Source organism: Pseudomonas fluorescens, from assembly GCF_902497785.1.
GTDB lineage: Bacteria > Pseudomonadota > Gammaproteobacteria > Pseudomonadales > Pseudomonadaceae > Aquipseudomonas > Aquipseudomonas fluorescens_BO.
The window spans coordinates 68277-95003 of sequence record NZ_CABVHK010000008.1 but is presented as its reverse complement, the minus strand read 5'-3'; the positions used below and the strand labels follow the sequence as shown (position 1 = coordinate 95003).

The window sequence follows — 26727 nt, the reverse complement described above, 5'->3', positions numbered from 1 at the left end:
GACGTAGGAGCTGCCGAAGGCTGCGATCTTTTGAATTAAGGACGCCATTTCGTGTGTTCTTGTCGCCACTGGCTAAGCTCAATCACTTCAGCCCGCGGCTTCACCACGTCGACCACCGAAGCTGTGTCGTCGAACGGCATCGGGTAGGGCGCCAGTTCAATCTGCGCGCTGTGGGCGCCAAACTGGGTGATGGTGCCGTTGTGGCGCGTTTCGCCGGTCACCGTGAACTCGAAGTTATACACGCGGGCCAGCCGTCGCCGGCCGTTGGCGTCTTTGATAAAGGCGATTTTTTTCAGCGCCACGTTGCCGTCCAGCAACTCGATCTTCAGCTTGGCGCAATGCTGTTTGACCCGCTCCAGCGCACGCTCGCGCAAGCCATGGTTATGCCAAAGCCAAGCGCCGCCAGTGGCGAGCAGCATCAGCACGAGAATATTTCCAAGGGTCAGCATCAACAGGGTGCTCCAACTAGATAGTGTCAGCTTAACTGCGTCGCCGGTCTGTCGTACAGGCTGCGTTTAGTCGCATACTGCGCGGCTCGAATTTCAATCGTTTTACGGAAAACTCACCGCATGAAACGTACGCCCCATCTGCTCGCCATTCAGTCCCACGTGGTGTTCGGCCACGCCGGCAACAGCGCCGCTGTTTTCCCGATGCAGCGGGTCGGGGTGAATGTCTGGCCGCTCAATACCGTGCAGTTCTCCAACCACACCCAGTACGGCCAATGGGCCGGCGAAGTGCTGGCGCCGCACCAGATTCCCGACTTGGTCGAGGGCATTGCGGCGATTGGTGAGTTGGGCAATTGCGATGGCGTGTTATCCGGCTACCTGGGCAGTGCGGCTCAAGGCCGGGCAATCCTGACGGGCGTGGCGCGGATCAAGTCGATGAACCCCAAGGCGCTCTATCTGTGCGACCCGGTGATGGGCCATCCGGAGAAGGGTTGCAGCGTGCCGGCCGAGGTCAGCGATTTCCTGCTGGAGGAGGCGGCTGCCGTGGCAGATTTCATGTGCCCGAACCAGCTGGAACTGGACAGCTTCTCGGGGCGCAGACCCCAGTCGCTGTTTGATTGCCTTTCGATGGCGCGAGCGTTGCTGGCGCGGGGCCCGAAAGCGGTGTTGGTCAAACATCTGGCTTATCCGGGCAAACCGGCCGATGTGTTCGAGATGTTGTTGGTGACGGCCGAAGCGAGCTGGCATTTGCGCCGACCGCTGCTGGCGTTCCCGCGGCAGCCGGTGGGCGTAGGCGATCTGACGTCCGGTCTGTTCCTGGCGCGCGTGTTGTTGGGGGATAGCCTGGTGGCAGCGTTCGAGTTCGCGGCGTCGGCGGTGCATGAAGTGTTGCTGGAGACTCAGGCGTGCTCCAGCTATGAACTGGAGCTGGTGCGGGCACAGGACCGGATTGCGCATCCGCGGGTGCGGTTTGAAGCGACGGCAATCCACTTGTAACGGGTTTACGGGAAGAGATCGCAGCCTGCGGCAGCTCCTACAGGTCATGGGTACTCCTGTAGGAGCTGCCGAAGGCTGCGATCTTTTGCTTTAAGCGTCGCCCTTGATCTCCTGATACCGCTTTTCCAGTTCCTGCCGAATCTGCCGACGCTGTTGAGCCTGGATGAAGCGGCGCTTGTCTTCGCTGTTCTGCGGTTGCAGCGGCGGCACTGTGGCGGGTTTACGGTCGTCATCCACCGCCACCATCGTGAAAAAGCAGCTGTTGGTGTGGCGCACCGAGCGCTCGCGGATGTTCTCGGTCACCACCTTGATGCCGACCTCCATCGAGGTGTTGCCGGTGTAGTTGACCGAGGCGAGGAAGGTCACCAGTTCGCCGACATGGATCGGCTCGCGAAAAATCACCTGGTCCACGGACAGGGTCACCACGTAGCGGCCGGCATAGCGGCTGGCGCAGGCGTAGGCCACTTCGTCGAGGTACTTGAGCAGGGTGCCGCCGTGCACATTGCCAGAGAAGTTGGCCATGTCGGGGGTCATCAATACCGTCATCGACAGCTGGGCGTTTCCGGGTTCCATAGCGTTCTCACGGTTCAAGGCAGGTTTCGGAGGAGTGCACCTCTGCGGGTGCCCTGGTCGGTTTTTTCAAACCACAGTTATCGGGACGCCGGGCGGGTGGTCGCCGTCACGCCGGATCGATCTGTTTCCATATATTGCACCGCCTTTCTGGCGGAAGTCGCGGTGTTAACCTCCGAACGTCCCCCACAAGGAGCCCCACACCATGCATGCCATCAGTTTTATTCAGGATCTGGCAGTGATCATGTTGATCGCAGGTGTGGTGACCGTGCTGTTTCATCGGTTCAAACAGCCAGTGGTCCTGGGCTACATCGTCGCCGGCTTCATCATCGGCCCGCACACGCCGCCGTTCAGCCTGATTCACGACGAAGAAACCATCAAGACCCTCGCCGAACTCGGGGTGATTTTCCTGATGTTCTGCCTAGGCCTGGAGTTCAGCCTGCGCAAGCTGTTCAAGGTCGGCGCCACAGCGTTCATAGCGGCGTTTATGGAAATCGTGCTGATGATCTGGATCGGCTACGAAATAGGCCGCTGGTTCGACTGGAACACCATGGACTCGCTGTTCCTCGGCGCGATCCTGGCGATTTCCTCGACCACCATCATCGTCAAGGCACTCAACGACCTGAAGATGAAGAACGAGCGCTTTGCGCAGCTGATATTCGGCGTGCTGATTGTCGAGGACATCCTCGGCATCGGCATCATCGCCTTGCTGTCGAGCATTGCAGTCAGTGGCACGGTCAGTTCCGGCGAAGTGTTTTCCACGGTTGGCAAGCTGACGCTGTTCATGATCGTCGCGCTGGTCGTTGGCATTCTGCTGGTGCCGCGCCTGCTGGCCTATGTGGCCAAATTCGAAAGCAACGAAATGCTGTTGATCACCGTGTTGGGTCTTTGTTTCGGCTTCTGCCTGCTAGTGGTCAAACTCGAATACAGCATGGTGCTCGGTGCGTTCCTGATCGGCGCGATCATGGCTGAATCCCGGCAGTTGCTGAAGATCGAGCGCCTGATCGAGCCGGTTCGCGACCTGTTCAGTGCGATCTTCTTCGTCGCCATCGGGCTGATGCTCGACCCGATGATCCTGCTGCAATACGCCTGGCCGATCGCGGTGATCACCGTGGCCGTGGTGCTCGGCAAGATGCTGTCCTGCGGTCTCGGTGCTTTTATCGCCGGCAACGACGGACGCACCTCACTGCGCGTGGGGATGGGGCTTTCGCAGATCGGCGAATTTTCCTTCATCATTGCGGCACTGGGCATGACCTTGCAGGTCACCAGCAACTTCCTCTACCCGGTTGCCGTGGCGGTGTCGGTGATCACCACACTGCTGACGCCTTATCTCATTCGCGCCGCAGACCCACTGTCGATCAAGCTGGCTGGCGTCATGCCGCAGCGGCTGGGCCGCGTGTTGGGAATGTATGGCGAGTGGTTGCGCAGCATCCAGCCTCAGGGCGAGGGTGCGCTGTTGGCGTCGATGATCCGGCGGATTCTGCTGCAGGTGGGGGTGAACCTGGCGCTGGTGATCGCGATTTTCATTTCGGGCGCGTATTTCGCCGAGCGCATGTCCACTTACCTGCAAGACTGGATCAGTGACCCGAGCTGGCAGAAGGCATTGATTTGGGGTGGAGCGTTGCTGTTGTCGCTGCCCTTCCTGATCGCCGCCTATCGCAAGCTCAAGGCGCTTTCGATGCTGTTGGCGGAGATGGGCGTGAAGCCGGAAATGGCCGGTCGGCACACGCAGCGAGTGCGGCGGGTGATTTCCGAGGTCATCCCGATCCTCTCGCTGCTGGTGATCTTCCTGCTGTTGGCAGCCTTGTCGGCCAGTATTCTGCCGACCAACAAGTTGCTGGTACTGATCGCAGTGGTCGCGGCCGCCGTAGCGGCGTTGCTCTGGCGCTGGTTCATCCGCGTGCACACGCGGATGCAGGTGGCCTTGCTGGAAACCCTGGACAACCACAAGGAATCGTCCGGGCATTGACCCTGTGGCGCGTCAGACGACTCAGCTTTCCAGCCAGACGTCCCGCGCCCAGTGCCACACCGATTCCCAGGTTTCTTCGGCGATCAGCTCTTCCTCGGCCTGCCACAGCACCACGGTGCCGTCTTCTTCAACGAGGTAGTAGTCGTCGCCGTCCTGGCAGATCGGGATCATGCTGCGATCAACGCCGGCGTCCCAGGCGTTGGCGGCAACGTCCGGCAGGTAGGTGTGGGATTGCGGATCGGTGACGGTCACCGGCTCCAGGCTGCCGTAGACCACGTCGCTGACGGTCAGTAAAAATTCTCTGAAGACAAACGGAATGTCGATAAACAGTTGTTCTTCGATCTCGACGATCTGATCTTCGTCGGGCAACTCCAAGGGGACCGGTACCGGTTCGTTGGCTTCACGCAGTTGTTCGATGATTTCTTCCACGTCCGGGATCCTCTTGCTTGATGGCGCGGTTTAGTTGGGGCGGTTTATACAGTAGCTCGCTATGGATGTAACCGTGAAATAGAAAACCCCGGCGAGGCCGGGGTTTTCGTTACCGCATACTTAACGCAGGAGGGATCAGCCGTTCTGGCGGATACCGGCGACCAGCCAAGGCTGGTTTTCGCCCTGTGGACGTTCCATGTTCCAGCTTTCGCTGAACACTTCGCCCTGGTCGAAACGCGAGTTCTTCGACACACCGGTGAACGTCAGGGTGGCGATGGTCTTGTCGGCACGATCATCGACGCCATCCAGCTGAACATTGAGGTTATCAATGTAGGTGGACTGGAAGCTTTCACCCAGGTCGGCACGTTCGCGCTTGAGGAACTCCAGCAATTGCGGGGTCACGAACTCGGCGATCTTGTCCATTTCGTTGGCGTCCCAGTGTTGCTGCAGGGACTGGAAGTGGTTGCGGGCCGCTTCAATGAAGTTGTTTTCATTGAACCAGACCGGCGCGTTGATCACCGGACGAACGGCAGCAGGTGCAGCCGAACCACCGAAGATCGAACCCATGCCTGCCGGCTTCTGTTCGAACACTTCACGCTGCATCGGCGCGCCGGCTGGAGCCATGTGCTCCTGCTGTTTGCGACGACGGGCGGCGATGAAACGGAAGACCAGGAAGGCGATGACCGCCATGATCAGGATGTCGAAGATCTGCATGCCCTCGAAGCCGCCGCCCATGAACATGGACGCCAGCAGGCCACCGGCTGCGATGCCGGCCAGAGGGCCGAGCCAGCGTGAAGCACCGCCGGCCTTGGCGGCAGCGCCAGCGGCACCGGCCGCGCCCGCAGTGGCTGCAGCGCCGCCTGCAGCAGAAGAAGGAGCCATTTGGCTGGTCTGGTGAGTCGGCGCAGCGCCGGAGCTCTTGCCGCCACCAAAGCGCTTGGCGTTGGCGTCCAGGCTCATCGTCAGGCCGATGCACAACGCCATGGCGATGCTAAGAAAACGTTTCATATAGGGAATTCCCATTTGTGGAAGGCACGCGCGCCATGTTGCACAGCTGAAGTGTCACTGGCTAGCGGCAGAGTGTTTCGGGCTTTTGCCTGACAGTCGGGATTCAGCTTCAGTCAGCGCAATAAGGCTTGTTAACTTTGGTCTGTAGGAGGAGTGGATAAGTTCTGTAGGAAAAGGTGGGCCGCCCCGGTGTTCGCGGAGATTGATGGTGGCTTGGAAAAGATCGCAGCCTCCGGCAGCTCCTACGTGGATATGCCGATCCCTGTAGGAGCTGGCGAAGCCTGCGATCTTTTCAGCTTTAAATCGCTTCCAGCTTCGCGTACCCCAGCATCAGCCACTTGCTGCCTTCGCTGAAGTTCACCTGCACCCGCGCCTGAGCGCCGGCCCCTTCAAAGTTGAGGATCACGCCGTCGCCAAACACCGAGTGGCGTACTGTCTGGCCAAGGCTGAACCCGGTTTCCGGAATCTCGCTACCGGCGAACAGGCTGCTGGAGCTTTGCTGCTGACCACCGCCAAAAGGACGGCTGACGCTGTTGGACAACCGCACTTCCTGGATCAGGCCTTTGGGCACTTCACGTACGAAACGCGACACCTTGTTGTAGGTCTCGCTGCCGTAAAGGCGTCGGGTTTCCGCATAGGTCATCACCAGGTTCTGCATGGCCCGAGTGATGCCGACGTAAGCCAGACGCCGCTCTTCCTCAAGACGCCCGGGCTCTTCCAGGCTCATCTTGTGCGGGAACAGACCTTCTTCCATGCCCACCAGGAACACGTAGGGGAATTCCAGACCCTTGGCGCTGTGCAGCGTCATCAGCTGAATGCTGTCTTCGTGCTCGTCAGCCTGAGTGTCGCCGGCCTCCAGCGAGGCGTGACCGAGGAACGCCGCCAGCGGCGTCAAATCTTCGTCTTCCTCGGCGTTTTCGAAGTTGCGCGCAGCACTGACCAGTTCCTCAAGGTTTTCTACCCGGGCCTGGCCTTTCTCGCCTTTTTCCGCTTCGTGGTACGCGATCAGCCCGGACTGCTCGATGACGGTCTGGGTCATCAGGTGCAATGGCATCTCCATGCACTTGGCGGCGAGGTTTTCGATCAGTTCGATAAACGCCCCGAGCGCGCCGGCCGCCCGCCCCGTCACGCCTTTGTTGGCCACCAGCAGTCGCATGGCTTCCCACATCGACACATCGCTGTGGCGCGCGTGTTCGCGGATCGCTTCAACGGTTTTTTCGCCGATGCCGCGGGTCGGTACGTTGATCACCCGCTCCAGCGCTGCATCGTTGCCACGGCCTTCCAGCAACCGCAGGTAAGCCATGGCGTTCTTGATTTCAGCCCGCTCGAAGAAGCGCTGGCCGCCGTAGATGCGGTACGGAATGCGCTCGCGCAGCAAAGCTTCCTCCAACACCCGCGATTGGGCGTTGGAACGGTACAGAATCGCAATGTCGCTACGGGCCAGGCCGGTTTTCAGCGCACTTTCGATGGTTTCCACCACGTAGCGTGCTTCGTCGTGTTCGTTGAAGGCGGCGTAGAGATTGATCGCCTCGCCTTCACCGCCATCGGTCCACAGTTCTTTGCCCATGCGCCCGGTATTGTTGGCGATCAGGGCGTTGGCCGCTTTGAGGATGCCGGCGGTGGAGCGGTAGTTCTGTTCAAGACGAATGGTTTCAGCATCCGGAAAATCGTCGGAATACTGATAGATGTTCTCGATTTTCGCGCCGCGCCAGCCATAGATTGACTGATCGTCGTCGCCAACGACCATCAAGCTGTCGCCGCCCTTGGCCAGCAGTCGTAACCAGGCGTACTGCACGGCGTTGGTGTCCTGGAACTCGTCCACCAGAATGTGCCGGAAGCGCTTCTGATAATGCGCCAGCAACCCCGGGTGATCGCGCCACAGGTCGAGTGCGCGCAGCAGCAGCTCGGAGAAGTCGATGACGCCGGCGCGCAGGCACGCCGCTTCATAGGCTTCATAGATGCTGCGCATGGTGGCCAGGAACAGATCGCCGCTGGCTTGAATGTGTTGCGGACGCAGCCCTTCGTCTTTCTGCCCGTTGATAAACCACTGGGCCTGACGGGCGGGCCAGCGTTGCTCGTCCAGGCCCAACTCGCGGATCACCCGCTTGACCAGACGTTGCTGGTCGTCACTGTCGAGAATCTGGAAGGTCTGGCTCAGCCCGGCCTCCTGCCAGTGCGCCCGCAGCAAACGATGCGCCAGGCCGTGGAAGGTGCCGACCCACATGCCGGCCGGGTTGAGCCCCATCAGTTGCTCGATGCGGTGGCGCATCTCAGCTGCGGCCTTGTTAGTGAACGTCACCGACAGGATTGAATGGGGCGAAGCGTTTTCGACCTGGATCAACCAGGCGATACGGTGCACCAGCACTCGGGTTTTACCGGAACCAGCACCGGCCAGGACCAACTGACGACCCACGGAGGCAGCTACGGCCTGGCGTTGGGCATCGTTGAGGGAGTTCAGCAGAAGGGAGAGATCATCGCGCATCGGGGCATTCTAGGGGGCCGCGACACACCGGGCAAACTCCGCTTTGCTTTAGCCGATGAAAGATACGTGCAGGACGACCGGTCGGTCACTGGCTGCAGCCGTTGGCGGGGCTCGCTTGCAGGGTTTTGCGCGGGCAACGGGGCTTCGCGGTTTCGTCGAATTTATGATCTGGAGCAGTTTGGTAAGGGCATGGGCTTGTGTATGCTCCGTCCACGTTTCGGGCTCATGCTCATCATTATAAGAACAAGAACATTGTCTATGACCCTCAGCTCCGACCTGTCGGGCCCCACTGTGGAGCCCAGGGTTATCCGAAAACAGTACGCCCTCGAAATGGCGGTCGAGCGCACGCGCCTGCTTTATCAAGGCTCGCTGCTGCCAACGCTGTTCATGCTGATCAATGGTCTGGTGTGCGCCGGATTGCTCTGGAGCCCCCAGCGTTACTTCCTCGTCAGCGTCTGGCTGGTGTGGTTGCTGTCGCTGGTGGCGTTGCGGGTGATTCAGGTAGCGGCGTTCGATTCCGCAATCCCCAACCGCCAGGTCCATCCGGTCTGGCGACGCATGTTTCTGCTCGGTTCGGCCATGACCGGCCTGACCCTGGCTGGCGCCGGCATTGCTTTGGTGCCCGCCGACAATTTCATCCAGCAAGCCTGGGTGTTCGGCCTGATCGGCGCGGCAGCGCTCTCGGCCAGCGTGGCCTACGCGGTCAGCCTGCCGGCCTTCCTGTCCTTCACCTTGCCCTGTCTGCTGCCGGCCATCGCCTATTTATTCTGGGGCGGTGATGAACAGGGGTTGGGCTGGGGCTGGTTCGGTCTGATTCTGCTGGGGGCGTTGAGCGTGGTGGCCTGGCAGGTCAATCGGCTGATCGATCGCGGTTTGCTGCGCCGCTTCCAGAATCAGGCGTTGATCGAGCACTTGCAGCAGGCGCAAAGCCGCAGCGACCAGTTGAATCAGGAACTGGCCAGGGAAGTCGACCAGCGCCGACGTGCCGAAGACGAGTTGCGCGAAATCCAGATCGGCCTGCAAAGCAGCGTCGCCCAGCGCAGTCTGGAGCTGGACGTCGCCAATCAGGCGCTGAGCAAAAGCGAGGCGCGTCTGGCGCTGGCGTTGCAAGCCAGTGAGTTGGGGCTGTGGGACTGGAACCTGCAAACCGACGAAGTTCATCACACGCACATTCAGGAGTTGTTCGGCCTGGCGCCCGAGTTCGTGACGGCCATGCTGCGCCACCTCAAACCGCGCCTGCACCCCGACGACTTACCCGCGTTGAAGCGCGCACTGGTCGAGCATTTGAAGGGCCGCAGCGAGGACTATCAGATCGAATACCGCGTACGCCATGGCGATGGCCACTGGGTCTGGATCGAGGACCGTGGCCGGGCTGTCGAGCGCAGTGAGAATGGCCGGGTCATCCGTATGGTCGGCACCCGTCGCGACATCAGCATCAGCAAAAGCCTGGAAGTGCAGCAGCAATTGGCCGCCACCGTGTTCGAGGCGGCCAGCGAAGGCATTGTGATTTTCGATCCGAATTACGCGCTGATCGCGATCAATCAAGCCTTCAGTCGCGTGACGGGTTATGACATTGACGACATGCTCGGACGCAACATCGTGGAATTGCCGTGCAGTCGTGATGCCCGTCGCCACTACGGCGCGATTCATGAGGCGCTGGAACAGCACGGCAGTTGGCAGGGCGAACTGGTGGAAACCCGCAAGAACGGCGAGCTGTATCCGCAATGGCTGCAACTGAATGCCGTGCGCGATACGCGTGGGAATGTCAGCCATATCGTAGGATTCTTCGCCGATCTCTCGGCGCGGCGCGAATCCGAAGAGCGCATGCGCTACCTGACCCATTACGACGAACTGACCGGCCTGGCCAACCGTTCGTTGTTCCGCGAACGGCTGAACGAGGCCCATCAGCGAGTGCGTCAGGGTGGGCGTCGCAGTCTGGCGTTGCTGCACATCAACCTGGACCGCTTCAAGTTGCTCAATGACAGCCTCGGCCATGAAGTGGCCGATCAGCTGCTGCGCAAAATGGCCCGGCGGCTGGTCAATGCGCTGCCCGAGGCGGACACCATTGCGCGATTGTCCGGCGATGAGTTCGCGGTGCTGTTCGATGCGTATGTCAACCTCTCAAGCCTGGCGCGCGTGGCCACTCGCCTGTCGACCAAACTGCGCTTGCCGGTGACCGTCGACGGGCATGAGTTGGTGGTCAGCGCATCCATGGGCATCAGCATGCTCCCGGACAACGCGCGAGAAATTTCCGCGCTGGTGAGCCAGTCGAACATGGCCATGCAACATGCCAAACACCTGGGCGGCAACAACTTCCAGTTCTACACCGACAGCTTGCAAGCCAGCACGCTGGAGCGCCTGCAACTCGAAAACCAGCTGCGTAAAGCCATCGAAGAAAAACAGCTGAAAGTGTTTTACCAACCCAAGCTGTGTCTTGAAACGGGTCGGCTGAATGCCGCCGAGGCATTGGTACGCTGGGATCATCCGACCATGGGCAGCGTGCCGCCGGGAGACTTTATCGGCCTGGCCGAGGAAACCGGGCTGATCGGCCCAATTGGCGAATTCGTCTTGCGCCAGGCGTGCTGGCAGGCGTGCGAATGGCAGCGCCAGGGGCTGGAACCTATCCGCGTGTCGGTCAATCTGTCGGTGCATCAGTTGCGTCAGGGCAAGCTGGTGAGCCTGGTGCGTCAGGTACTGGAAGAAACCGGTCTGGCGCCGCGTTACCTCGAGCTGGAGCTCACGGAAAGCCAGTTGCTGGACAGCGTGGAACACATCATCGCGACCTTCCAGCAATTACGTGATCTCGGGGTAAAACTGGCCATCGACGATTTCGGCACCGGGTATTCGTCCCTGAGTTACCTAAAGCGCATCCCGGTGGATTACGTGAAGATTGATCAGGCGTTTATCCGCGGTCTGGGGGAGGGCAGTGTGGATGGGGCGATCACTCGAGCGATCATTGCGATGGCTCACGGGTTGTCGCTGAAGGTGGTCGCTGAAGGGGTTGAAAGGGCGGAACAGCTTGAGTTCCTGCAGGCTGAGCGCTGTGACGAAGTGCAGGGTTATCTGATCAGTCGACCGATCGAGGCGGATGGACTGGCGGCGCTACTACAGGCGCAAGGTAGCGAATGAGCCGAAGCGGGAGGCGTTTCCCGCCAGGCACAGTGTGCACGGCGGGAAACCCCGACGCATCAACTACCTGTTAGTCGGTAATCAAAACGTTATTAATGCTGTGCAGCAGTTTGTCGTTGTAGAAAATGCTGACACCTGAAACGCTGGAATTGCCCAGCGCTTTATATTCAACATATTTGTCCGTTTCAACTTGCAGCGCAACTTCGCTGGACTTTTCAAGTACCAACTCCAGGCGCAGATCAAAGGATTTATCCTGATGAACTGCCATCACCAGTTTTGGCGTGATGCCTGCGTGTGCAACGGTTACGGTGCCAAAGGTACGGAAAGAAGCTGCGCCAGGCATACGGTCAATTTGTGCGGTCCAGTTTTTGCTTTTAATGCTCATAGTGTGTAACTCCATTAGTTAAGTTAGATTGCGTCCTGCACGAGCAATATATATAAACCAATTTGGGCGCGGGAGAATTTGTTGGGTGTGATTGTAAGTCTGAATGTTGGGAGTGTTATTTGTTTTAAATAACTAACGGCCGTAACTTCTGATAGGTAGAGTTGTAGTCGTAGTCATCCTTTGAGAGGGGCTTGCAGCGCGATGAAGCTGCGCCAACGAGTGCTACATGGAGCACACACGCCTGAAAACGTGGGATTCGGTTACGCATTGAGCAGGCAAAAAGCCGATTCATGTAGTATAACTACAAGCTCGCTACATCCCCGGCGCCTGCCAATAACAAAGAGTCCAGCCCCTTGAATCTGCTGCAACACATCGCCCAGTCACGCCACCTGTTACGCAAGTCGGAGCTCAAGGTCGCCGACCACGTGCTGCTTGACCCAGCGGCGGTGATGCACAGTTCCATGGCCGACCTGGCCCACAGCGTGGGCATCAGTGAGCCGACCATCGTGCGGTTTTGTCGCGCCATCGGTTGCTCCGGTTTTCAGGATTTGAAACTGAAGCTGGCGCAGAGCCTGGCGGCCGGTGCGAGTTTCGGCCAGTTTGCGATCCATGAAGACGATTCGGTCGCTGACTACAGCCTGAAGATTTTCGACACTACCCTGCACACGCTGATGGAGGTTCGCGAGAATCTCGATCCGGTGGAGTTGCAGCGGGCGGTGTCGTTGATGTCCCAGGCTCAGCGAGTCGAGTTCTACGGCTTCGGTGCCTCGGGTGCGGTGGCGGCGGATGCTCAGCACAAGTTCTTCCGTTTATTGCTGACGGCCGCGGCGTATTCCGACCCGCACATGCAGGCGATGTCGGCGGTGACGTTGAAACCGACCGATGTGGCCATCTGCATTTCCCAGTCCGGGCGCTCAAAGGACCTGTTGATCACTGCGAATCTGGTGCGCGAAAGCGGCGCTTCGCTGATCACCTTGTGCCCCAGCCAGACGCCGCTGGCCGAGTTGTCGACCGTCAACCTTGCGATCGATGTGCATGAAGACACTGAAATCTATACACCGCTGACTTCGCGCATTGCTCACCTCGTCGTGATCGACGTATTGGCGATGGGCGTGGCCATGGCGCGCGGGCCGAGCCTGGTTAACCACCTCAAAAGCGTCAAGCGCAGCCTGCGCAGTTTGCGGTTGTCGCCCAAATCGGTGAAAGCGCTCGACGATTAAAAAATCAAGAGATCGCAGCCTTCGGCAGCTCCTACATTGGGACGAATTCCCAATGTAGGAGCTGCCGAAGGCTGCGATCTTTGCTTTTTCTACCGGCAAATTTCACATCCCTGTCACTCTCCCGCCCTCAAACCGTCATCCCCCGCGCCCATTCTGTAACTCCCGTACTTGCCTTGGGAGACTCGAAATGGCCCAGCCCTACGAAGAACGCAACAGCGCCGTCAAAACCCGCCGCCAGCAAGAAGACCAGCGCCGCATGGAGTTTCGCCGCGCCATTGAAGATCGCTGCGAACGCCGGCAGTTGCTGGCTGAGATCGGCGACTTTCCAGAGCTGGAACTCAACTACTGGCAGGCTGCTCCCGCAACTTCCCGTCGAAACGCTCAACCAGGGCGCTGATCTGCACGCGTTCGCTGCGGATAAACGCAAGGAATGCGTGGGCCACCGGCGATAGCCGCTTGGCCTTGGCCTGCACCAGGCACCAGCTGCGAAACAGCGGCAGTTCTTCGACCGGTAACTCGATCAGTCCGCCGGTCGCCAACTCCAGGTTCAGGGCGTGGCGCGTCAACAGCGCCACGCCCAGACCCGCCAGTACACACTCACGCTGAGCCTCGGCCGAAGCGACCTCCAGGGTCTGGTTGAAGTGCACGCGTTTCTCTTTGAAATACTCTTCGCACGCCAGTCGTGTACCCGAGCCGGATTCGCGCAGCAGCAGGGTGTACGGCTCAAGGTCCTGCAATCGCAGCGGGCCCATGTGGCACAGCGGATGGTCCGGCGGCGCCACGGCCACGATCGGATTGTTGAGAAACGGCAGAAACTCCAGGCCCATGTCCTGCGGCACCATGGACATGATCACCAAGTCATCGCGATTGTCGGAGAGTCGGCGGATCACCTGCCCGCGATTGACCACGGTCAGTTGCAAGTTCACTTCCGGATGCTGGCGCTTGAACGCGGCGAACAGGTGCGGGACGAAATACTTGGCGCTGGATTCCACCGCCAGTTTCAGCTGGCCTTGCAGTGATCCCTGCATGTCCGACAGTTGCATGTCGAGGTTTTCCAGGCGGCCAAAAATATCCCGGCTGGCCCGCTGAAGCGCTTCAGCGGCCTCGGTCATGTAGAGTTTTTTGCCGACGTAATCGAACAATGGCTGACCGATCAGCTCCTCAAGTTGACGAATCTGCAGGCTCACGGCAGGTTGTGTGAGCGACATTTCTTCTGCGGCGCGACTGTACGAACGCAAATCACACACCTCATTGAAGATCTGTAATTGACGCAATGTCATACGCATCAATGACTTACGCATATTTTGAAAGCTCCTGCCGCAGATTGATGGATCTACTATAAGTCTTTACTTATGTCTAACCCAATAATTAATCATTTTTGTTTATCCCTTGCGGGGACTAGTGTGGGGCTGCGACCAAATTGAAACATTTGGTCACGCGTCGACCTGGTCTAGCAGGTCGTGGGTACCACCGGCTCAAGGGAAACTCCAAGTGATAACAAAGATCCTGATCGCCAACCGTGGTGAGATTGCCGTGCGAATCGTGCGCGCTTGCGCCGAGATGGGCATTCGTTCGGTCGCGGTATATTCCGACGCCGACCGTCATGCCCTGCACGTGAAGCGTGCGGACGAGGCCCACAGCATCGGTGCCGACCCGCTGGCCGGTTACCTGAACCCGCGCAAGCTGGTGAATCTGGCGGTGGAAACCGGTTGCGATGCCTTGCACCCTGGCTACGGTTTTCTCTCGGAAAACGCCGAGCTGGCAGACATCTGCGCTGAACGCGGAATCAAATTCATTGGTCCATCGGCTGAAGTGATTCGCCGCATGGGCGACAAGACCGAAGCCCGCCGCAGCATGATCAAGGCCGGCGTGCCGGTGACGCCGGGTACCGAAGGCAACGTGGCGGACATCGCCGAAGCCCTGACCGAAGGCGACCGTATCGGTTACCCGGTGATGCTCAAGGCCACCTCCGGCGGTGGCGGCCGCGGTATCCGTCGCTGCAACAGTCGCGAAGAACTGGAACAGGCGTTCCCCCGAGTGATTTCCGAAGCCACCAAGGCTTTCGGTTCGGCGGAAGTGTTCCTTGAAAAATGCATCGTCAATCCAAAACACATCGAAGCGCAGATTCTCGGCGACAGCTTCGGCAATGTGGTGCATCTGTTCGAGCGCGACTGCTCGATCCAGCGCCGCAACCAGAAGCTCATCGAGATCGCCCCGAGCCCGCAACTGACCCCGGAACAGCGCGCCTACATCGGCGACCTGTCGGTGCGCGCAGCCAAGGCCGTGGGTTACGAGAACGCCGGCACCGTGGAGTTCCTGCTCGCCGAGGGCGAGGTGTACTTCATGGAGATGAACACCCGGGTGCAGGTGGAACACACCATCACCGAAGAAATCACCGGCATCGACATCGTGCGTGAGCAGATCCGCATCGCGTCCGGCCTGCCGCTTTCGGTGAAGCAGGAAGACATCCAGCACCGCGGTTTCGCGCTGCAGTTCCGGATCAATGCCGAAGACCCGAAAAACAATTTCCTGCCGAGCTTCGGCAAGATCACTCGTTACTACGCACCCGGCGGTCCTGGCGTGCGCACCGACACGGCGATCTACACCGGCTACACCATTCCGCCGTACTACGACTCCATGTGCCTGAAACTGGTGGTCTGGGCGCTCACCTGGGAAGAAGCGATGGACCGTGGCTTGCGCGCTCTGGACGACATGCGCCTGCAAGGGGTCAAGACCACCGCCGCGTACTACCAGGAGATTCTGCGTAACCCGGAATTCCGTAGCGGCCAGTTCAACACCAGCTTCGTTGAAAGCCACCCTGAACTGACCAACTACTCGATCAAGCGCAAACCCGAAGAGCTGGCCCTGGCCATCGCCGCCGCCATCGCCGCCCACGCAGGCCTGTGAGGAACACTACAATGTCCAAGAAAATTCACGTAACCGACACCATCCTGCGCGACGCCCACCAATCGCTGCTCGCCACCCGCATGCGCACCGAAGACATGCTGCCCATCTGCGACAAGCTCGACAAAGTCGGCTATTGGTCGCTGGAATGCTGGGGCGGCGCCACGTTCGACGCCTGCGTACGCTTTTTGAAAGAAGACCCATGGGAGCGTCTGCGCCAACTGCGTGCGGCGTTGCCTAATACCCGCCTGCAAATGCTCCTGCGTGGCCAGAACCTGCTGGGCTACCGCCATTACAGCGATGATGTGGTCCGAGCTTTCGTCGCCAAGGCTGCGGTCAACGGCATTGACGTGTTCCGCATCTTCGACGCGATGAACGACGTGCGTAACCTGCGCGTGGCCATCGAAGCAGTGAAAGCTGCCGGCAAACATGCCCAAGGCACCATCGCCTACACCACCAGCCCGGTGCACACCATCGATGCATTCGTGGCGCAAGCCAAGCAAATGGAAGCCATGGGTTGCGACTCGGTGGCGATCAAGGACATGGCCGGCTTGCTGACTCCATACGCCACCGGCGAACTGGTCAGGGCGTTGAAATCCGAGCAGTCGCTGCCAGTGTTCATCCACTCCCACGACACCGCTGGCCTGGCGACGATGTGCCAACTCAAGGCCATCGAAAACGGCGCCGACCACATCGACACCGCGATTTCGAGTTTTGCCTCGGGCACCAGCCACCCAGGCACCGAGTCGATGGTCGCCGCCCTCAAAGGCAGCGAGTACGACACCGGCCTGAATCTGGAACTGCTGCAAGAGATCGGCCTGTACTTCTACGCCGTGCGTAAGAAGTACCACCAGTTCGAAAGCGAATTCACCGCCGTCGACACCCGCGTGCAAGTGAACCAGGTGCCGGGCGGCATGATCTCCAACCTGGCCAACCAGCTCAAAGAGCAGGGCGCTCTGAACCGTATGGCCGAAGTACTGGCGGAAATCCCGCGCGTTCGCGAAGACCTCGGCTTCCCGCCGCTGGTGACGCCGACCTCGCAGATCGTCGGCACCCAGGCGTTCTTCAACGTGCTGGCCGGCGAGCGTTACAAGACCATTACCAACGAAGTGAAGCTCTACCTTCAAGGCGGCTACGGCAAGGCGCCGGGCACCGTGAACGAACAACTGCGTCGCCAGGCAATCGGCAGCGAAGAAGTGATCGACGTTCGACCTGCCGATTTGCTTAAGCCGGAAATGACCAAGCTGCGTGCCGAAATTGGCGCCGTGGCCAAGTCTGAAGAAGACGTGCTGACTTACGCCATGTTCCCGGACATCGGCCGTAAATTCCTCGAGGAGCGTGCTGCCGGCACCCTCACTCCGGAAGTGTTGCTGCCGATTCCAGAAGCGGGCGGCGTGGCCTCTGCCGGTGGCGAAGGTGTGCCAACCGAGTTCGTCATTGACGTTCACGGCGAAACCTACCGCGTCGACATCACCGGTGTCGGCGTCAAGGCTGAAGGCAAGCGTCACTTCTACCTGTCCATCGACGGCATGCCGGAAGAAGTGGTGTTCGAACCGCTCAACGAATTCGTCAGCGGCGGCAGCAGCAAACGCAAGCAAGCCACTGCGCCGGGCCACGTCAGCACCACCATGCCGGGCAACATCGTCGATGTGCTGGTCAAGGAAGGCGACGTAGTAAAAGCCGGCCAGGCCGTGCTGATCACCGAAGCGATGAAGATGGAGACCGAAGTTCAGGCTGCCATCGCCGGCAAAGTCACGGCCATCCATGTGGCCAAGGGCGACCGGGTAAATCCGGGCGAAATACTGATCGAGATCGAAGGCTGAGTTAACAGCCTCGATACACCGTTTTAAACCTCGGGGGGGCATGTGCTCCCCTTTTTTTTGTCTGATTTTTTGCAGAAAGATGTGGGAGCGAGCCTTGTGGTGAGGGGATTTATCCCCGTTCGGCTGCGAAGCAGTCGTATACGCGCACTAACTTTGAAATGCTGGGGCCGCTACGCGGCCCAACGGGGATAAATCCCCTCACCACAGGCCCGCTCCACAGGTACTGCGTTGTGTCAGTGGTGGGTTAGAACGCCATTCGCCACTGGCCCATTACGCCGTGATTGCGGCTGTCGCTACCGATGTCGCTGGTGAGGCCGACGCCCACGCTGTGGTGGGCCGAGACACCAAGATCCAGACCGGCATCCACCAGCAGGCTGTTGCGATCCAGTTCAACACCGTAAACGGTGTAGTCGCGGCCGCCAGTGACCAAGCGTTGGCTGGTTTTTGTGAAGACGTCACCGTACGTGTGTTTCCAGCCAGCGCTGAATCGAGGCGTGAGTCGCATGCCGTTACTCAGGGTGTCCACCATCGCCACCCGCAGTCCCAACGTGCTGTTCATGTTGGTTTTCGCCTGTTCGTTGACCTTAAGCGCCGCCGCCCCACCTTTTTCGGTGTAGCCGTCGCGTTGATAGCGTTGCACGCCAAGGCTGGCAAACGGCTCGATGCTGATGTTATTGCGGCCCAGGTTATAGCCGAGTTCAGCGAAGGCTTGCTGAGTGCTGGCGTCATAACGACCTTCAGGGCGATCACTAAACCCTGAGAAAGCTACCCGCCGTGCAGTGGTGCCATCGTGGTTGCTGTAAGTCGCGCCAAGCCTGATCGACAGCGGGCCGCTTTGAAGCAATGCGTAGGCGCCCAGGTGCCAGCTGTCGAGACCTCCCTCCAGTTCGCGACTGTCCAGCCGCGTCCGGGATTTGCCGCCCATGACGCCCAGGCGCCATTCCTCGTCGATGCTCCAGTCCGCGCCCATCAGCAGGCCTCGGGTCGAGTGTTGCAGCGGCTCTATATCGCGATCCAGCTTGCCTCCGTGCCCAAGTGCTTGCAGCCAGACCCTGCCGGTATCTGCATTGCCGGCCGCCTGACGAGGAGCATCGCGCATCGGGTTGGAACCGTGGGCGCTGTCCAGCTGGCGCATGGCCGAAAGCAGGCTGCCGCTGACGGGGGCGACACTGCTCAACGTCGTTTTGGCAAGGTTGGCGTTGCTGGAACCCGCCAATTGCTCGAGAGCCATAGAGGCTGTTGCCTTGTTGGAGACGAGCAGGGCGGTGATGGCCGCGTTCGTTGCAGTGGCTGGTATCGCTGCCGTGACGGGAATGTCAGCCGACGCGAGCGGTTCGGAATCGGCAGGCGACGAGCCAGAGGGAGTCGAGAGCGCTGTGTCGGTGCCGCCGGACATTGCACTGTCATCAGGCATTTGCGCATGGGTCGGCATCGGCGGCTCTGTGATGCTTTTGCCGAACTCCATTGCGTTATCGGATGTGGCGAGGCTCTCGATGGGAACATCGTTACGAGCGTAAATCAGGCCAACACTCTGTTCACGGTATTGCGGGGTAGCGTCCATGAAGGCCAGATCGTGGAGGATCTTGCCAAATTCGCCCTCGATCTTTTGTGCCTCAATCAGGGTGTACAGGCTGCTTTGCGGATAGTCGCCCGGTACTGTGTCGATCTTCAGCGTAGCGCCGCCCAAGCTGGCAGTGCCGGCGACTCTGATGGTTTCTGCGCTGCTGTCGGGATGCACCTCATAGGCCAGAACGGCCTTGCTGGAAAGGTTCATATCGCCGTTCACCGTTGGGGCGCCCGCCTTACGGTCGACCATAAGCTGCCCATGCACTTCAAGAGATCCCACGGCTCCCTTGCCACTGAACGTGCCTTTTTCATCCACGAAGACATGGCCGCCAATCGAGCCGTTATTGACCAAGGTGCCTTGCGTGATCGCTCCGCCGATGATGGTTCCATCATTAGTCAGGGTTGCATCGGGGCGTACCAACACGCCGACTTCGAAATCACCAGCGCCACTGGCCGTCCATTTACCCTTTGTGACGTCCAGTGCGTGGAAATTTCGAGTGTCACCAAATGAGCCCCCTTTGGCGGCATTGAGTTGCAAGACGTTCATGCCCCCGCCGCCATCCGCTGACTTTTTAGACGCCCCTTTACTGACTACCGAGACCAGATCATCGCGCTCGTCCAGTTTCAACTCGTTCCATTCAGCTGCTTTATTGATGGACGTTCGCTCGATGTCTACGCGGCTGATGAAAGCATCGAGTCGGGTGATGAGATCGTCTGGCGCCGCATCAGCGAGGGTTTCGGCGAACGCAGATTCAGCGCAGCCCAGCGAAAGCGCTATCGCCATGGCGAGGTGTTGCAGTCGGTATTTGTGTTGAACGGGCATCGAGTTCGGCCTCTTTTGACAGGAGGCCAAACTCTAAAAGACGGCTGATTTTGTTGATGTCAGCCCGTTCCGGCGGGCGGCGCGGGCATCTTCCGAGGGTTTTGCGGAAAAGACGCTGGCTGCAATGCAATCAGGGCTTCTGCCGATGCCTCAATGCTGCTTCTACCTACAACCCATCCGCGAACGAGCCCTTTTCATACAATCAAAAACTCATTTGCCACTGCGCGATCAAGCCATGATTACGGCTGTTGCTGCCGATTTCGCCACTGTACCCAAGCCCCACCGAATGCCGCGCCGAAATGCCCAGATCCAGCCCGGCCTCCAGCACCAGACTGTCGCGATCCAGCGAACTGCCCTCGACGCTGAACGCTGTGCCGCCCACCACGAAGGCCTGGCGGGTGGAGTTGCTGACATCGCCATAGGTGTGCTTCCAGCCCGCGGTTATGCGCGGCGTCAGGCTCATGCCGTTATCCAGGCTGCTCAAGTGCGCCAGCCGCAGGCCGAAGGTGCTGCTGAAGTTGTCTTGGGTTTGCCCGTCGACCTGCAACGCAGCGGCGCCACCTTTTTCCTGGTAGCTGTCGCGGTGATAACGCTGGTAGCCGAGGTTGGCAAAGGGTTCGGCGCTAAGTCGGCCGCTGCCCAGTGCGTAGCCCAATTCCGCGAACGCTTGCTGGCTGTCAGCGTCGTAATCGCCTTTGGGCCGGTCGTTGAAACCATTGAACGCGATGGTGCGTTTGCTTTCACCTTGATGGCCGCTGTAAGCCGCGCCGAGGCGCAACGCGATGGGTCCGCTTTGACGCAAGGCGTAGACCCCGGCGTGCCAGCTTTCGACATTGCCATCGACGCCGGTGGCATCCAGATCGGTCTTCGAGTAACCGCCGAGCACACCCAGGCGCCATTGCGGATTCAGCGCCCAGTCAGCACCCAGCACGCTGCCTTTGGTGCGTTGCTCAAGGCCGCTGCTGCCCTGTTCGCCGTCGAGCTTGCCGTAGCCGCCGATGGCTTGCAGCCAGAGTCGGCCCTGGGCGTTCGGGTCATTGAGATTGCGCGCCTGGGATGGAACGCCGCTGGCCGCCAGGACCGGTGTGTCGCGCTGATCGAGACCCACCAGCAAGCCTGCGCCGCCGCCCATTTGTTGCATGGCCGAGAGCATGCTGCCACCCACCTGGCTGCTGGCGCCGAGGGTAGCGCTGGTCAGATTGGCGTTGCTCGCGCCGGCCAGTTGCTCGATTGCCGCGCCTGCCGTGGCATGGGTGGTGTTGAGCAGTGCGTTGTAGAGCGCGCTGTTTTTGCCCATCGACGCCAGGCTGTTGGCGGCGCTGCCGCCGTTGCCGGTGGCGGCGAATTCGTTGAAAGCGATGTCGTTGCGCGTGTACGTCAGATCGACCTGAGTCGGGGTGTAAGCGAGCGTCGGGGTCAGGAATGCGTAGTCGCTGGTGACTTTGCCAAACGTGCCGTTGACGCTTGCGGCTTGCAGTACGGTGTATTGGCTTTGCCACGGGTAGGTGCCGCTGCCGGGATTCACGGCCAGGGTGGCGCCATTCAGGTGGGCGATGCCGCCGACCTTTATCGGGGCGCTGCTGCCGTCGGCATTGACGCCGTAGGCCAGCGTCGCTTCGTTGCCGAAGCTCAAATCATGAACGACCGTCGCGGTGCCCAGTTGCGTGTTGGTTTGCAGCGTGCCGTTGACCCGCAGATTGCCCACCGAACCACCGCCCGCATACACACCGCCTGCGTCCACCGTCAGACTGCCGGCGATGCCGCCCTGGTTGATCAGCATTGCGCCGTTGCGCACCGCGCCGCCATCGCTGAAATCACCGCTGCCGGTGAGCGTCCAGGCACCTTGTTTGACCTCCAGCCATTCGAAATTACGACTGGCGCCGAAGCTGCCGCCCGCCGTGTCGTCCATCACCACCCGGTCAATACCGGTGCCGCCGTCGACCGTGCCGATGAAGCGGCTGCCGTTGCGCAAGGTCAGGTTGTCGCTGCCGCCGCCGAGATCCAGCGCCAGGCCGTTGCTGGCGCTGATGGTGCCGCCGTTGATCACGCTGTCGGCGAACTCTCCGACGAATTTCACCCCGAAGCCGTCGAGCCCGCGAATGGTGCCGAAGTTTTCCAGCGTGGTTGCCGCCATGCCCGAACCGCCGCTGCCGTCGTCCACCAGGATGGCACTGCTGGCGCCGCTGATCAGCGCGTCTTTGGCGTTCAGCACATAACCGCCGCCGAGCGCGATGCCTTCACTGCCGTTGGCGAACCCGCCCTTGTCCACGCCGCCCGCGCCGACGCCCTGAATGGTGCCGTAGTTTTCGATGTGGGCGAGCTTGTCGATGTCCACCCCATCGCCATCCCCGTTGGGCTGCAACCCCGAGTAGGCGCCGGTAATCGTCCCGTGGTTGATCACCGTGCCGTCGCCATCGGAGCCGAAGCCCGAACCGTTGCGACCGGTGATTTGTCCGTAGTTGACCAGCGTGGCGCCAAGGTCGGTGGTGATGCCGTGGCGGCCGCCGGAAATCGTCCCGTAGTTGGTCACGTTGACGCCGGTGGCCGTATCAATGTCGATGCCGTCGAATTTCTGATCGGCGTTTAGAGCATCACCCGTGGAAATCTCGCCGTAGTTTGTGATCGTCGCGTTGGCGCCGGTCTTCATGCCGTCGCTGGCGTCCCCGCGAATCAGCCCGCCCGCGCGGTTGATAATGCTGGTCTGGACACCGGCGCTGCGCAGCGCGTCCAGGTCCAGCCCCTGGCCGGTGGTCGAGCGAATGAGGCCGCTGTTATCGATCAGCAAACGGCCGCTGACGAAGTTGCTGTCGACGCGTAGCGCATCGTTGAACCCGAGGATTTGCCCGCCGCTGCGGTTGTAGATGCGGGCCTGCGTAAGGTCGCCGTTGCTATCGATCGCCCGGCCACCGGTGGAAATGATCATGCCCGAGTTATCGATCACCACCCCCGCGCCGCTGGTGCTGTCCTTCAGGGATACGGTTTTGCCACTGTTGGAAATGCTGCCCGGCGCCGACACCGTCAACGTGTCGCTGCCACCGAGGGTTTGCGCAGCGGTGGTCGCGGTGTCGATCTGCACGGTTTTGGCGTGGACGGCGCTGGTGCTGATCAGCAGGGCGATAACAAGCGCCAGGCGCTGGGGCGAGAACGGCATGGGTGGACAGCCTTTTTGTTATAAGCGGGCCGTCTTGTATAGCGGAGGGTTTTTACAGAATGATGTCTGGAGGAGCAACCTCATGTGCAATGTAATGCGTGTGATCGTAATCAAATGGTGGTGAAATGCATTTTAATGCGTAATTAAGGGGTGTGAAGTGTTTATAACTGCACTATATTGCATCCAGAATTCGATTTATAAGTCTTGAAATGCAGTAAATTGCAGGTGGTGTCATGTACACATTAACGTTGCAGCTATACACCTCCGGTAACTGGCTGGATGCGATGACGCTGGTGTTCACCGATCCGGAAAAAGGTTTCGAAGGCCCGTGTCGGTTCGCTTATAAAACTGACTATGTGGCTAACAATCTTGAATCGATGCAATTGCCTTTTTCTAAAGCGGTCAGCGCCAGGCTGGCTTTGGATTGGGATAGTTTTTCGTTGAAAAAGGCACCTGCTTTTCTGTTCGATATCGCTCCGGCGGGAGCCGCCAAACGCTTTCTAATGGGACGTGTCGGTCAAGACAAACCTGACGGCATCAGCGCTGATTTGTTTCTATTGGGGCGCAGCACTCCGGCGCCTATCGGCCACCTGCGGGTCAAGGAGTCCGCTGAGTTTGCAGACGACAGGCCCGCCGTAGGTTTTCGTCGTGCGGAAGTAATCGCCCGCGACAATACCTTTCTGGAGTACGCCTATGAGCAAGGCGCAGCCATTGGGGGCGCAACGGGGGCGGGAGGCGAGGCTCCGAAGCTGCTGATGTCAGAAGGTCGCAATGGCCTGCTGTACCCAGATGCAGTGTTGAGCGACGACCAAGTCGTGCAGCACTGGTTTGTAAAGTTTGCCCGCAATAAAGCGGCTCATAATGATCAGGTCATTCTCAGAAGCGAGTTTCACTACTACAAGGCCTTGAATGTTCTGGGCATCGATACGATCGACGTAGAGGGGCTGGCGCTGGAAGAGGCGACTAAACCCAGTCTCTGGATGAAGCGCTTTGACCGTAAAGTGACCGCTCAAGGGGTTGAGCGGTCGGCAGTTGAATCCATCTATTCGCTGGCCGGCGTGACAGTGCCAGGCAGCTACATGAACCATCTTGAGGTGATTCAGCTACTTGTCGGACTGTGGACTCAAGCGGGCCAGGCCCACTTGGTTCCTGATCTGGTGTCCGATTATCTGCGCCGCGATTTGCTCAATAAAATTCTGGGCAACTCGGACAATCATGGACGGAACACATCAATCATTCGTGGTCCAGACTTCTTCCGCCTCGCGCCGATCTACGACCTGGCGCCTATGGTGATGGACGACGAGGGCGTTACACGCACCACAAAATGGCCCAAAGATCTGGAAGTGGCCGGCGAGGTCAAGTGGCGAGAAGTGTGTAATGCATTGGCAGTCATCGGCGACTCAGAGGGTCTGTATGAAAGATTGCGAGCGGATGCCGATCACTTGTCGGCTTTGCCGGACATTCTCACCGCCAGCGGTCTTCCCGAAGCCACGATGAATCACCCGGGGATTGCGTTGAAAAACCTGGAGCAGCGGTTGAAAAATTGGGGGCTGAAATGACCCTCTCCATTGATGTTCGGGCGCTTTTGATCGAAAGCATTCAACAGGGGCTTGGCGAAGGCACGATAGAAATAGGCGAAGCAGTGCGACGATTACGCGTGGAAGTAACGGGCCTGCACCAAACTCAATTCGCGAAGATGTGCAAAATTTCGGTGCGTACGCTGGTGCACATTGAACACGGGGAGGGGAATCAGACGCTGAAATCGCTGAACGCCGTGTTTCGCCCGTTCGGGCTTAAGATGGGTGTGGTGCGGATTCGACGGGATATTAGTTGAAATGGCACCGGTTAATGCGGAGCTAGCGTGCTCGCGATAAGAGCGTTTCCCCTCGAGAGGCCATTCGCGAGCAGGCTCGCTCCCACAGGTGTTTTGGGTTGGCCACAACATTTGGATCCACCCGAGCCACTGTGGGAGCGAGCCTGCTCGCGAAGGCGTCCGAACAGGCGCCGCTAATTTACCCGCGACACTCAGCCAGCGTTTTCACCTGCCCGTTCCCCGTCTGATTCTCCTCACTCAACCAGCGCTCAAACCCCGCGCCAATCGTCGGCCATTCCGAATCCAGAATCGAATACCACGCCGTATCCCGGTTCTGGCCCTTGACCACCATGTGCTGACGGAACACGCCCTCAAAACTGAATCCCAAGCGCTCCGCTGCATACTTCGAACGCGCGTTGCCGTTGTTGCACTTCCACTCCAGGCGCCGATAACCCAGGGCGAACGACTCCTTGGCCAACAGATAAACCGCTTCGGTACTTTTCGGCGAGCGCTGCATCGGTGCGCCAAACGTCACGTGGCCGATTTCTATGCGCCCCTGGGCCGGCACAATCGACATCAGACTCAAGATGCCCTGTACGTCGCCGCTGGCCCGGTCGATGACGCTGAAAAAATACGGGTCGCTGTTGGCTGCATGGTTGTTGAGCCAATCGTTGAAAGCGCTGCGCTCCGGGAATGGGCCGTAGGGCAAATAGTCCCAGAGTTTCGGGTCGGCGCCGGGGCCTTGTAGCGCCTGCCACAAACCGTCGCCATGACGCGCCGGGTCGAGTTTTTCCAGGCGGATGAAACGTCCTTCGAGGGTTTGAACCGAGGGCGCTGGAACACCTTTCCAGTCTGCGAGTGAAGTCGTCATGTCGTTCTCCTTGAACCTTAAATAGCTTTGCGAAACTGGATGTAACCAGGGCGTTCGGCGATGCGCTCGTAGAGCTGGATCGCGGTGGCGTTGGTTTCGTGGGTGAGCCAGTGGACCTTGTTGCAACCGTCAGCCTTGGCCGTGGTGTAAACGAACTCGATCAATTTGCGGCCGACGCCAGTGCCGCGTGTTTCGGGCGTCACCAGCAGGTCTTGCAGGTAGCAGGAATTTTCGATGGCCCAGTTCGAACGATGGTAGATGAAATGCACCATGCCCACTGCTTTGCCATTGGCCCAGGCCAACGCGGCGTGGGTCGGCTCGTGCGCATCGAGCATGCGCTGCCAGGAGCTTTCAGTCACCGCTTCGGGTAATTCGGTTTTGTAGAAGCGCAAGTAGGCTTGCCACAACGGCAGCCACGCGGCGTGATCGTCGGCAGTGACCTGGCGGATTTCAATCTGACTCATGTTGATTCCTTAACGCATCAGGTGGGCGAGGGCCCGGTCATGGGCATCGGGGCTGGCAGCTAGCCCCTCGCGCACGCCGGCGATGTCTGCGGCGCTGCGGTTCTGGCTGAGTTTGCGTTTGCCTTCCAGGCGCTGGATCGGCAGCGCAAATCCGACAATGGCCTTGAGCATGCCGTCGATGTAATCGGCAGGCGCGTCGGCGACTTTCCACGGTTGGTCACGGCCGGCTTCGTGACGATCAGTCAACGCGCTGACCAGGTTGAGCAAGCGCTCGGCTTCGGTGAACACTTCAGCGCTTCCGTAAGCGTGAACCGCGACGTAGTTCCAGGTCGGCACGACTTTGCCGTGCTCGGCTTTGCTCGGGTAAAACCCTGGGCTGATGTAGGCGTCGGCCCCGGCAAATATCACCAGCGCTTCAGCGCCGTTTTGCAGTTCTTTCCATTGCGGATTGGCCCGGGCGAAGTGCCCGTAAAGGGTGCCATTCGGACCTTGGTCAGGGCGCAGGAGGAGCGGCAAATGGCTGGCTTGCAGGCCGTGCTCACCGTGGGTGATCACAGTCGCGAGGCGCGTGGCGAGGATCTGCTCCTGCAGTTCATTCAATTCTTTAATGGCAAAGCTGCTGGGGTTGTACATGGAAATAGTCCTTGGCGAATGTCTCCATCCTAGGCAGGCTATTGG

At 59.6% G+C, this 26727-nt stretch carries 21 protein-coding genes; 9 read left to right on the top strand and 12 right to left on the bottom strand.

Going from position 1 to position 26727, the window contains the following annotated elements; genetic code table 11:
- Nucleotides 1-35: 35 nt before the first annotated feature.
- Nucleotides 36-449, bottom strand: a complete 414-nt coding sequence (locus tag F8N62_RS13735; RefSeq protein WP_150711420.1) for a DUF3301 domain-containing protein — start codon at nucleotides 447-449, stop codon at nucleotides 36-38.
- A 120-nt stretch (nucleotides 450-569) separates the two neighbouring features.
- Between F8N62_RS13735 and pdxY the strand changes: the two genes are divergently transcribed.
- Nucleotides 570-1442 carry a pyridoxal kinase PdxY gene (gene pdxY, locus F8N62_RS13730; protein WP_150711419.1) on the top strand — a complete coding sequence of 291 codons (873 nt, stop codon included), beginning with the start codon at nucleotides 570-572 and terminating at the stop codon, nucleotides 1440-1442.
- A 90-nt stretch (nucleotides 1443-1532) separates the two neighbouring features.
- Here the strand turns inward: pdxY and F8N62_RS13725 are convergent, their stop codons facing one another.
- Nucleotides 1533-2015, bottom strand: coding sequence for an acyl-CoA thioesterase (locus F8N62_RS13725; RefSeq protein WP_150711418.1), 483 nt, complete (start codon nucleotides 2013-2015; stop codon nucleotides 1533-1535).
- 202 nt (nucleotides 2016-2217) lie between these two features.
- On the opposite strand from F8N62_RS13725, the gene F8N62_RS13720 reads away from it, so the two are divergent.
- On the top strand, nucleotides 2218-3981 hold the full coding sequence (locus tag F8N62_RS13720) for a cation:proton antiporter (RefSeq protein WP_150711417.1): 1764 nt from the start codon (nucleotides 2218-2220) through the stop codon (nucleotides 3979-3981).
- A gap of 21 nt (nucleotides 3982-4002) precedes the next feature.
- On the opposite strand, the gene F8N62_RS13715 is transcribed toward F8N62_RS13720, so the two are convergent.
- The 3 genes from F8N62_RS13715 to uvrD form a co-directional block, all read right to left on the bottom strand.
- The gene (locus F8N62_RS13715) at nucleotides 4003-4410 is read right to left on the bottom strand and encodes an SMI1/KNR4 family protein (protein WP_007943369.1); all 408 of its coding nucleotides are present in this window, start codon (nucleotides 4408-4410) and stop codon (nucleotides 4003-4005) included.
- Between the two features lie 135 nt (nucleotides 4411-4545).
- Nucleotides 4546-5418 carry a Tim44 domain-containing protein gene (locus F8N62_RS13710; protein ID WP_150711416.1) on the bottom strand — a complete coding sequence of 291 codons (873 nt, stop codon included), beginning with the start codon at nucleotides 5416-5418 and terminating at the stop codon, nucleotides 4546-4548.
- A 298-nt stretch (nucleotides 5419-5716) separates the two neighbouring features.
- On the bottom strand, nucleotides 5717-7900 hold the full coding sequence (gene uvrD / locus F8N62_RS13705) for a DNA helicase II (protein WP_150711415.1): 2184 nt from the start codon (nucleotides 7898-7900) through the stop codon (nucleotides 5717-5719).
- A gap of 258 nt (nucleotides 7901-8158) precedes the next feature.
- Between uvrD and F8N62_RS13700 the strand changes: the two genes are divergently transcribed.
- Nucleotides 8159-11029 (top strand): EAL domain-containing protein, encoded by a 2871-nt coding sequence (locus tag F8N62_RS13700; RefSeq protein WP_150711414.1) that lies wholly within the window; start codon nucleotides 8159-8161, stop codon nucleotides 11027-11029.
- Nucleotides 11030-11099: 70 nt separating this feature from the next.
- Here the strand turns inward: F8N62_RS13700 and F8N62_RS13695 are convergent, their stop codons facing one another.
- Nucleotides 11100-11414: a hypothetical protein gene (locus F8N62_RS13695; RefSeq protein ID WP_150711413.1), complete on the bottom strand. Its 315-nt coding sequence runs from the start codon at nucleotides 11412-11414 to the stop codon at nucleotides 11100-11102.
- A gap of 353 nt (nucleotides 11415-11767) precedes the next feature.
- Between F8N62_RS13695 and hexR the strand changes: the two genes are divergently transcribed.
- Both hexR and F8N62_RS13685 read left to right on the top strand, forming a co-directional pair.
- Complete coding sequence (gene hexR, locus F8N62_RS13690) at nucleotides 11768-12634, top strand: transcriptional regulator HexR (RefSeq protein ID WP_150711412.1); 867 nt, start codon at nucleotides 11768-11770, stop codon at nucleotides 12632-12634.
- Nucleotides 12635-12821: 187 nt separating this feature from the next.
- A complete protein-coding gene (locus F8N62_RS13685; protein WP_008030742.1) occupies nucleotides 12822-13031 on the top strand; it encodes a PA3496 family putative envelope integrity protein in 210 nt (69 codons plus the stop codon).
- Here the strand turns inward: F8N62_RS13685 and F8N62_RS13680 are convergent.
- On the bottom strand, nucleotides 12973-13935 hold the full coding sequence (locus tag F8N62_RS13680; protein WP_150711411.1) for a LysR family transcriptional regulator: 963 nt from the start codon (nucleotides 13933-13935) through the stop codon (nucleotides 12973-12975). The genes F8N62_RS13685 and F8N62_RS13680 overlap by 59 nt on opposite strands.
- A gap of 190 nt (nucleotides 13936-14125) precedes the next feature.
- Between F8N62_RS13680 and F8N62_RS13675 the strand changes: the two genes are divergently transcribed.
- Together F8N62_RS13675 and oadA are read left to right on the top strand one after the other, a co-directional pair.
- Nucleotides 14126-15541: an acetyl-CoA carboxylase biotin carboxylase subunit gene (locus F8N62_RS13675; protein WP_150711410.1), complete on the top strand. Its 1416-nt coding sequence runs from the start codon at nucleotides 14126-14128 to the stop codon at nucleotides 15539-15541.
- Nucleotides 15542-15552: 11 nt separating this feature from the next.
- Nucleotides 15553-17361, top strand: a complete 1809-nt coding sequence (gene oadA, locus F8N62_RS13670; RefSeq protein WP_150711409.1) for a sodium-extruding oxaloacetate decarboxylase subunit alpha — start codon at nucleotides 15553-15555, stop codon at nucleotides 17359-17361.
- 244 nt (nucleotides 17362-17605) lie between these two features.
- Here oadA and F8N62_RS13665 read toward each other — a convergent pair whose 3' ends face one another.
- Together F8N62_RS13665 and F8N62_RS13660 are read right to left on the bottom strand one after the other, a co-directional pair.
- Nucleotides 17606-19750, bottom strand: a complete 2145-nt coding sequence (locus F8N62_RS13665; protein WP_150711408.1) for an autotransporter domain-containing protein — start codon at nucleotides 19748-19750, stop codon at nucleotides 17606-17608.
- Nucleotides 19751-19952: 202 nt separating this feature from the next.
- Nucleotides 19953-22901, bottom strand: a complete 2949-nt coding sequence (locus tag F8N62_RS13660; protein ID WP_150711407.1) for an autotransporter domain-containing protein — start codon at nucleotides 22899-22901, stop codon at nucleotides 19953-19955.
- 233 nt (nucleotides 22902-23134) lie between these two features.
- On the opposite strand from F8N62_RS13660, the gene F8N62_RS13655 reads away from it, so the two are divergent.
- Nucleotides 23135-24460 carry a HipA domain-containing protein gene (locus F8N62_RS13655; protein ID WP_150711406.1) on the top strand — a complete coding sequence of 442 codons (1326 nt, stop codon included), beginning with the start codon at nucleotides 23135-23137 and terminating at the stop codon, nucleotides 24458-24460.
- Nucleotides 24457-24735: a helix-turn-helix domain-containing protein gene (locus F8N62_RS13650; RefSeq protein WP_150711405.1), complete on the top strand. Its 279-nt coding sequence runs from the start codon at nucleotides 24457-24459 to the stop codon at nucleotides 24733-24735. Before F8N62_RS13655 ends, F8N62_RS13650 begins: the two co-directional genes overlap by 4 nt.
- 178 nt (nucleotides 24736-24913) lie before the next feature.
- Here the strand turns inward: F8N62_RS13650 and F8N62_RS13645 are convergent, their stop codons facing one another.
- The 3 genes from F8N62_RS13645 to F8N62_RS13635 are packed head-to-tail and all read right to left on the bottom strand — an operon-like array spanning nucleotide 24914 to nucleotide 26682.
- The gene (locus F8N62_RS13645) at nucleotides 24914-25585 is read right to left on the bottom strand and encodes a GNAT family N-acetyltransferase (protein ID WP_150711404.1); all 672 of its coding nucleotides are present in this window, start codon (nucleotides 25583-25585) and stop codon (nucleotides 24914-24916) included.
- A gap of 17 nt (nucleotides 25586-25602) precedes the next feature.
- On the bottom strand, nucleotides 25603-26049 hold the full coding sequence (locus F8N62_RS13640) for a GNAT family N-acetyltransferase (protein WP_150711403.1): 447 nt from the start codon (nucleotides 26047-26049) through the stop codon (nucleotides 25603-25605).
- Nucleotides 26050-26058: 9 nt separating this feature from the next.
- The gene (locus F8N62_RS13635) at nucleotides 26059-26682 is read right to left on the bottom strand and encodes an FMN-binding negative transcriptional regulator (protein ID WP_150711402.1); all 624 of its coding nucleotides are present in this window, start codon (nucleotides 26680-26682) and stop codon (nucleotides 26059-26061) included.
- Nucleotides 26683-26727 lie beyond the last annotated feature (45 nt).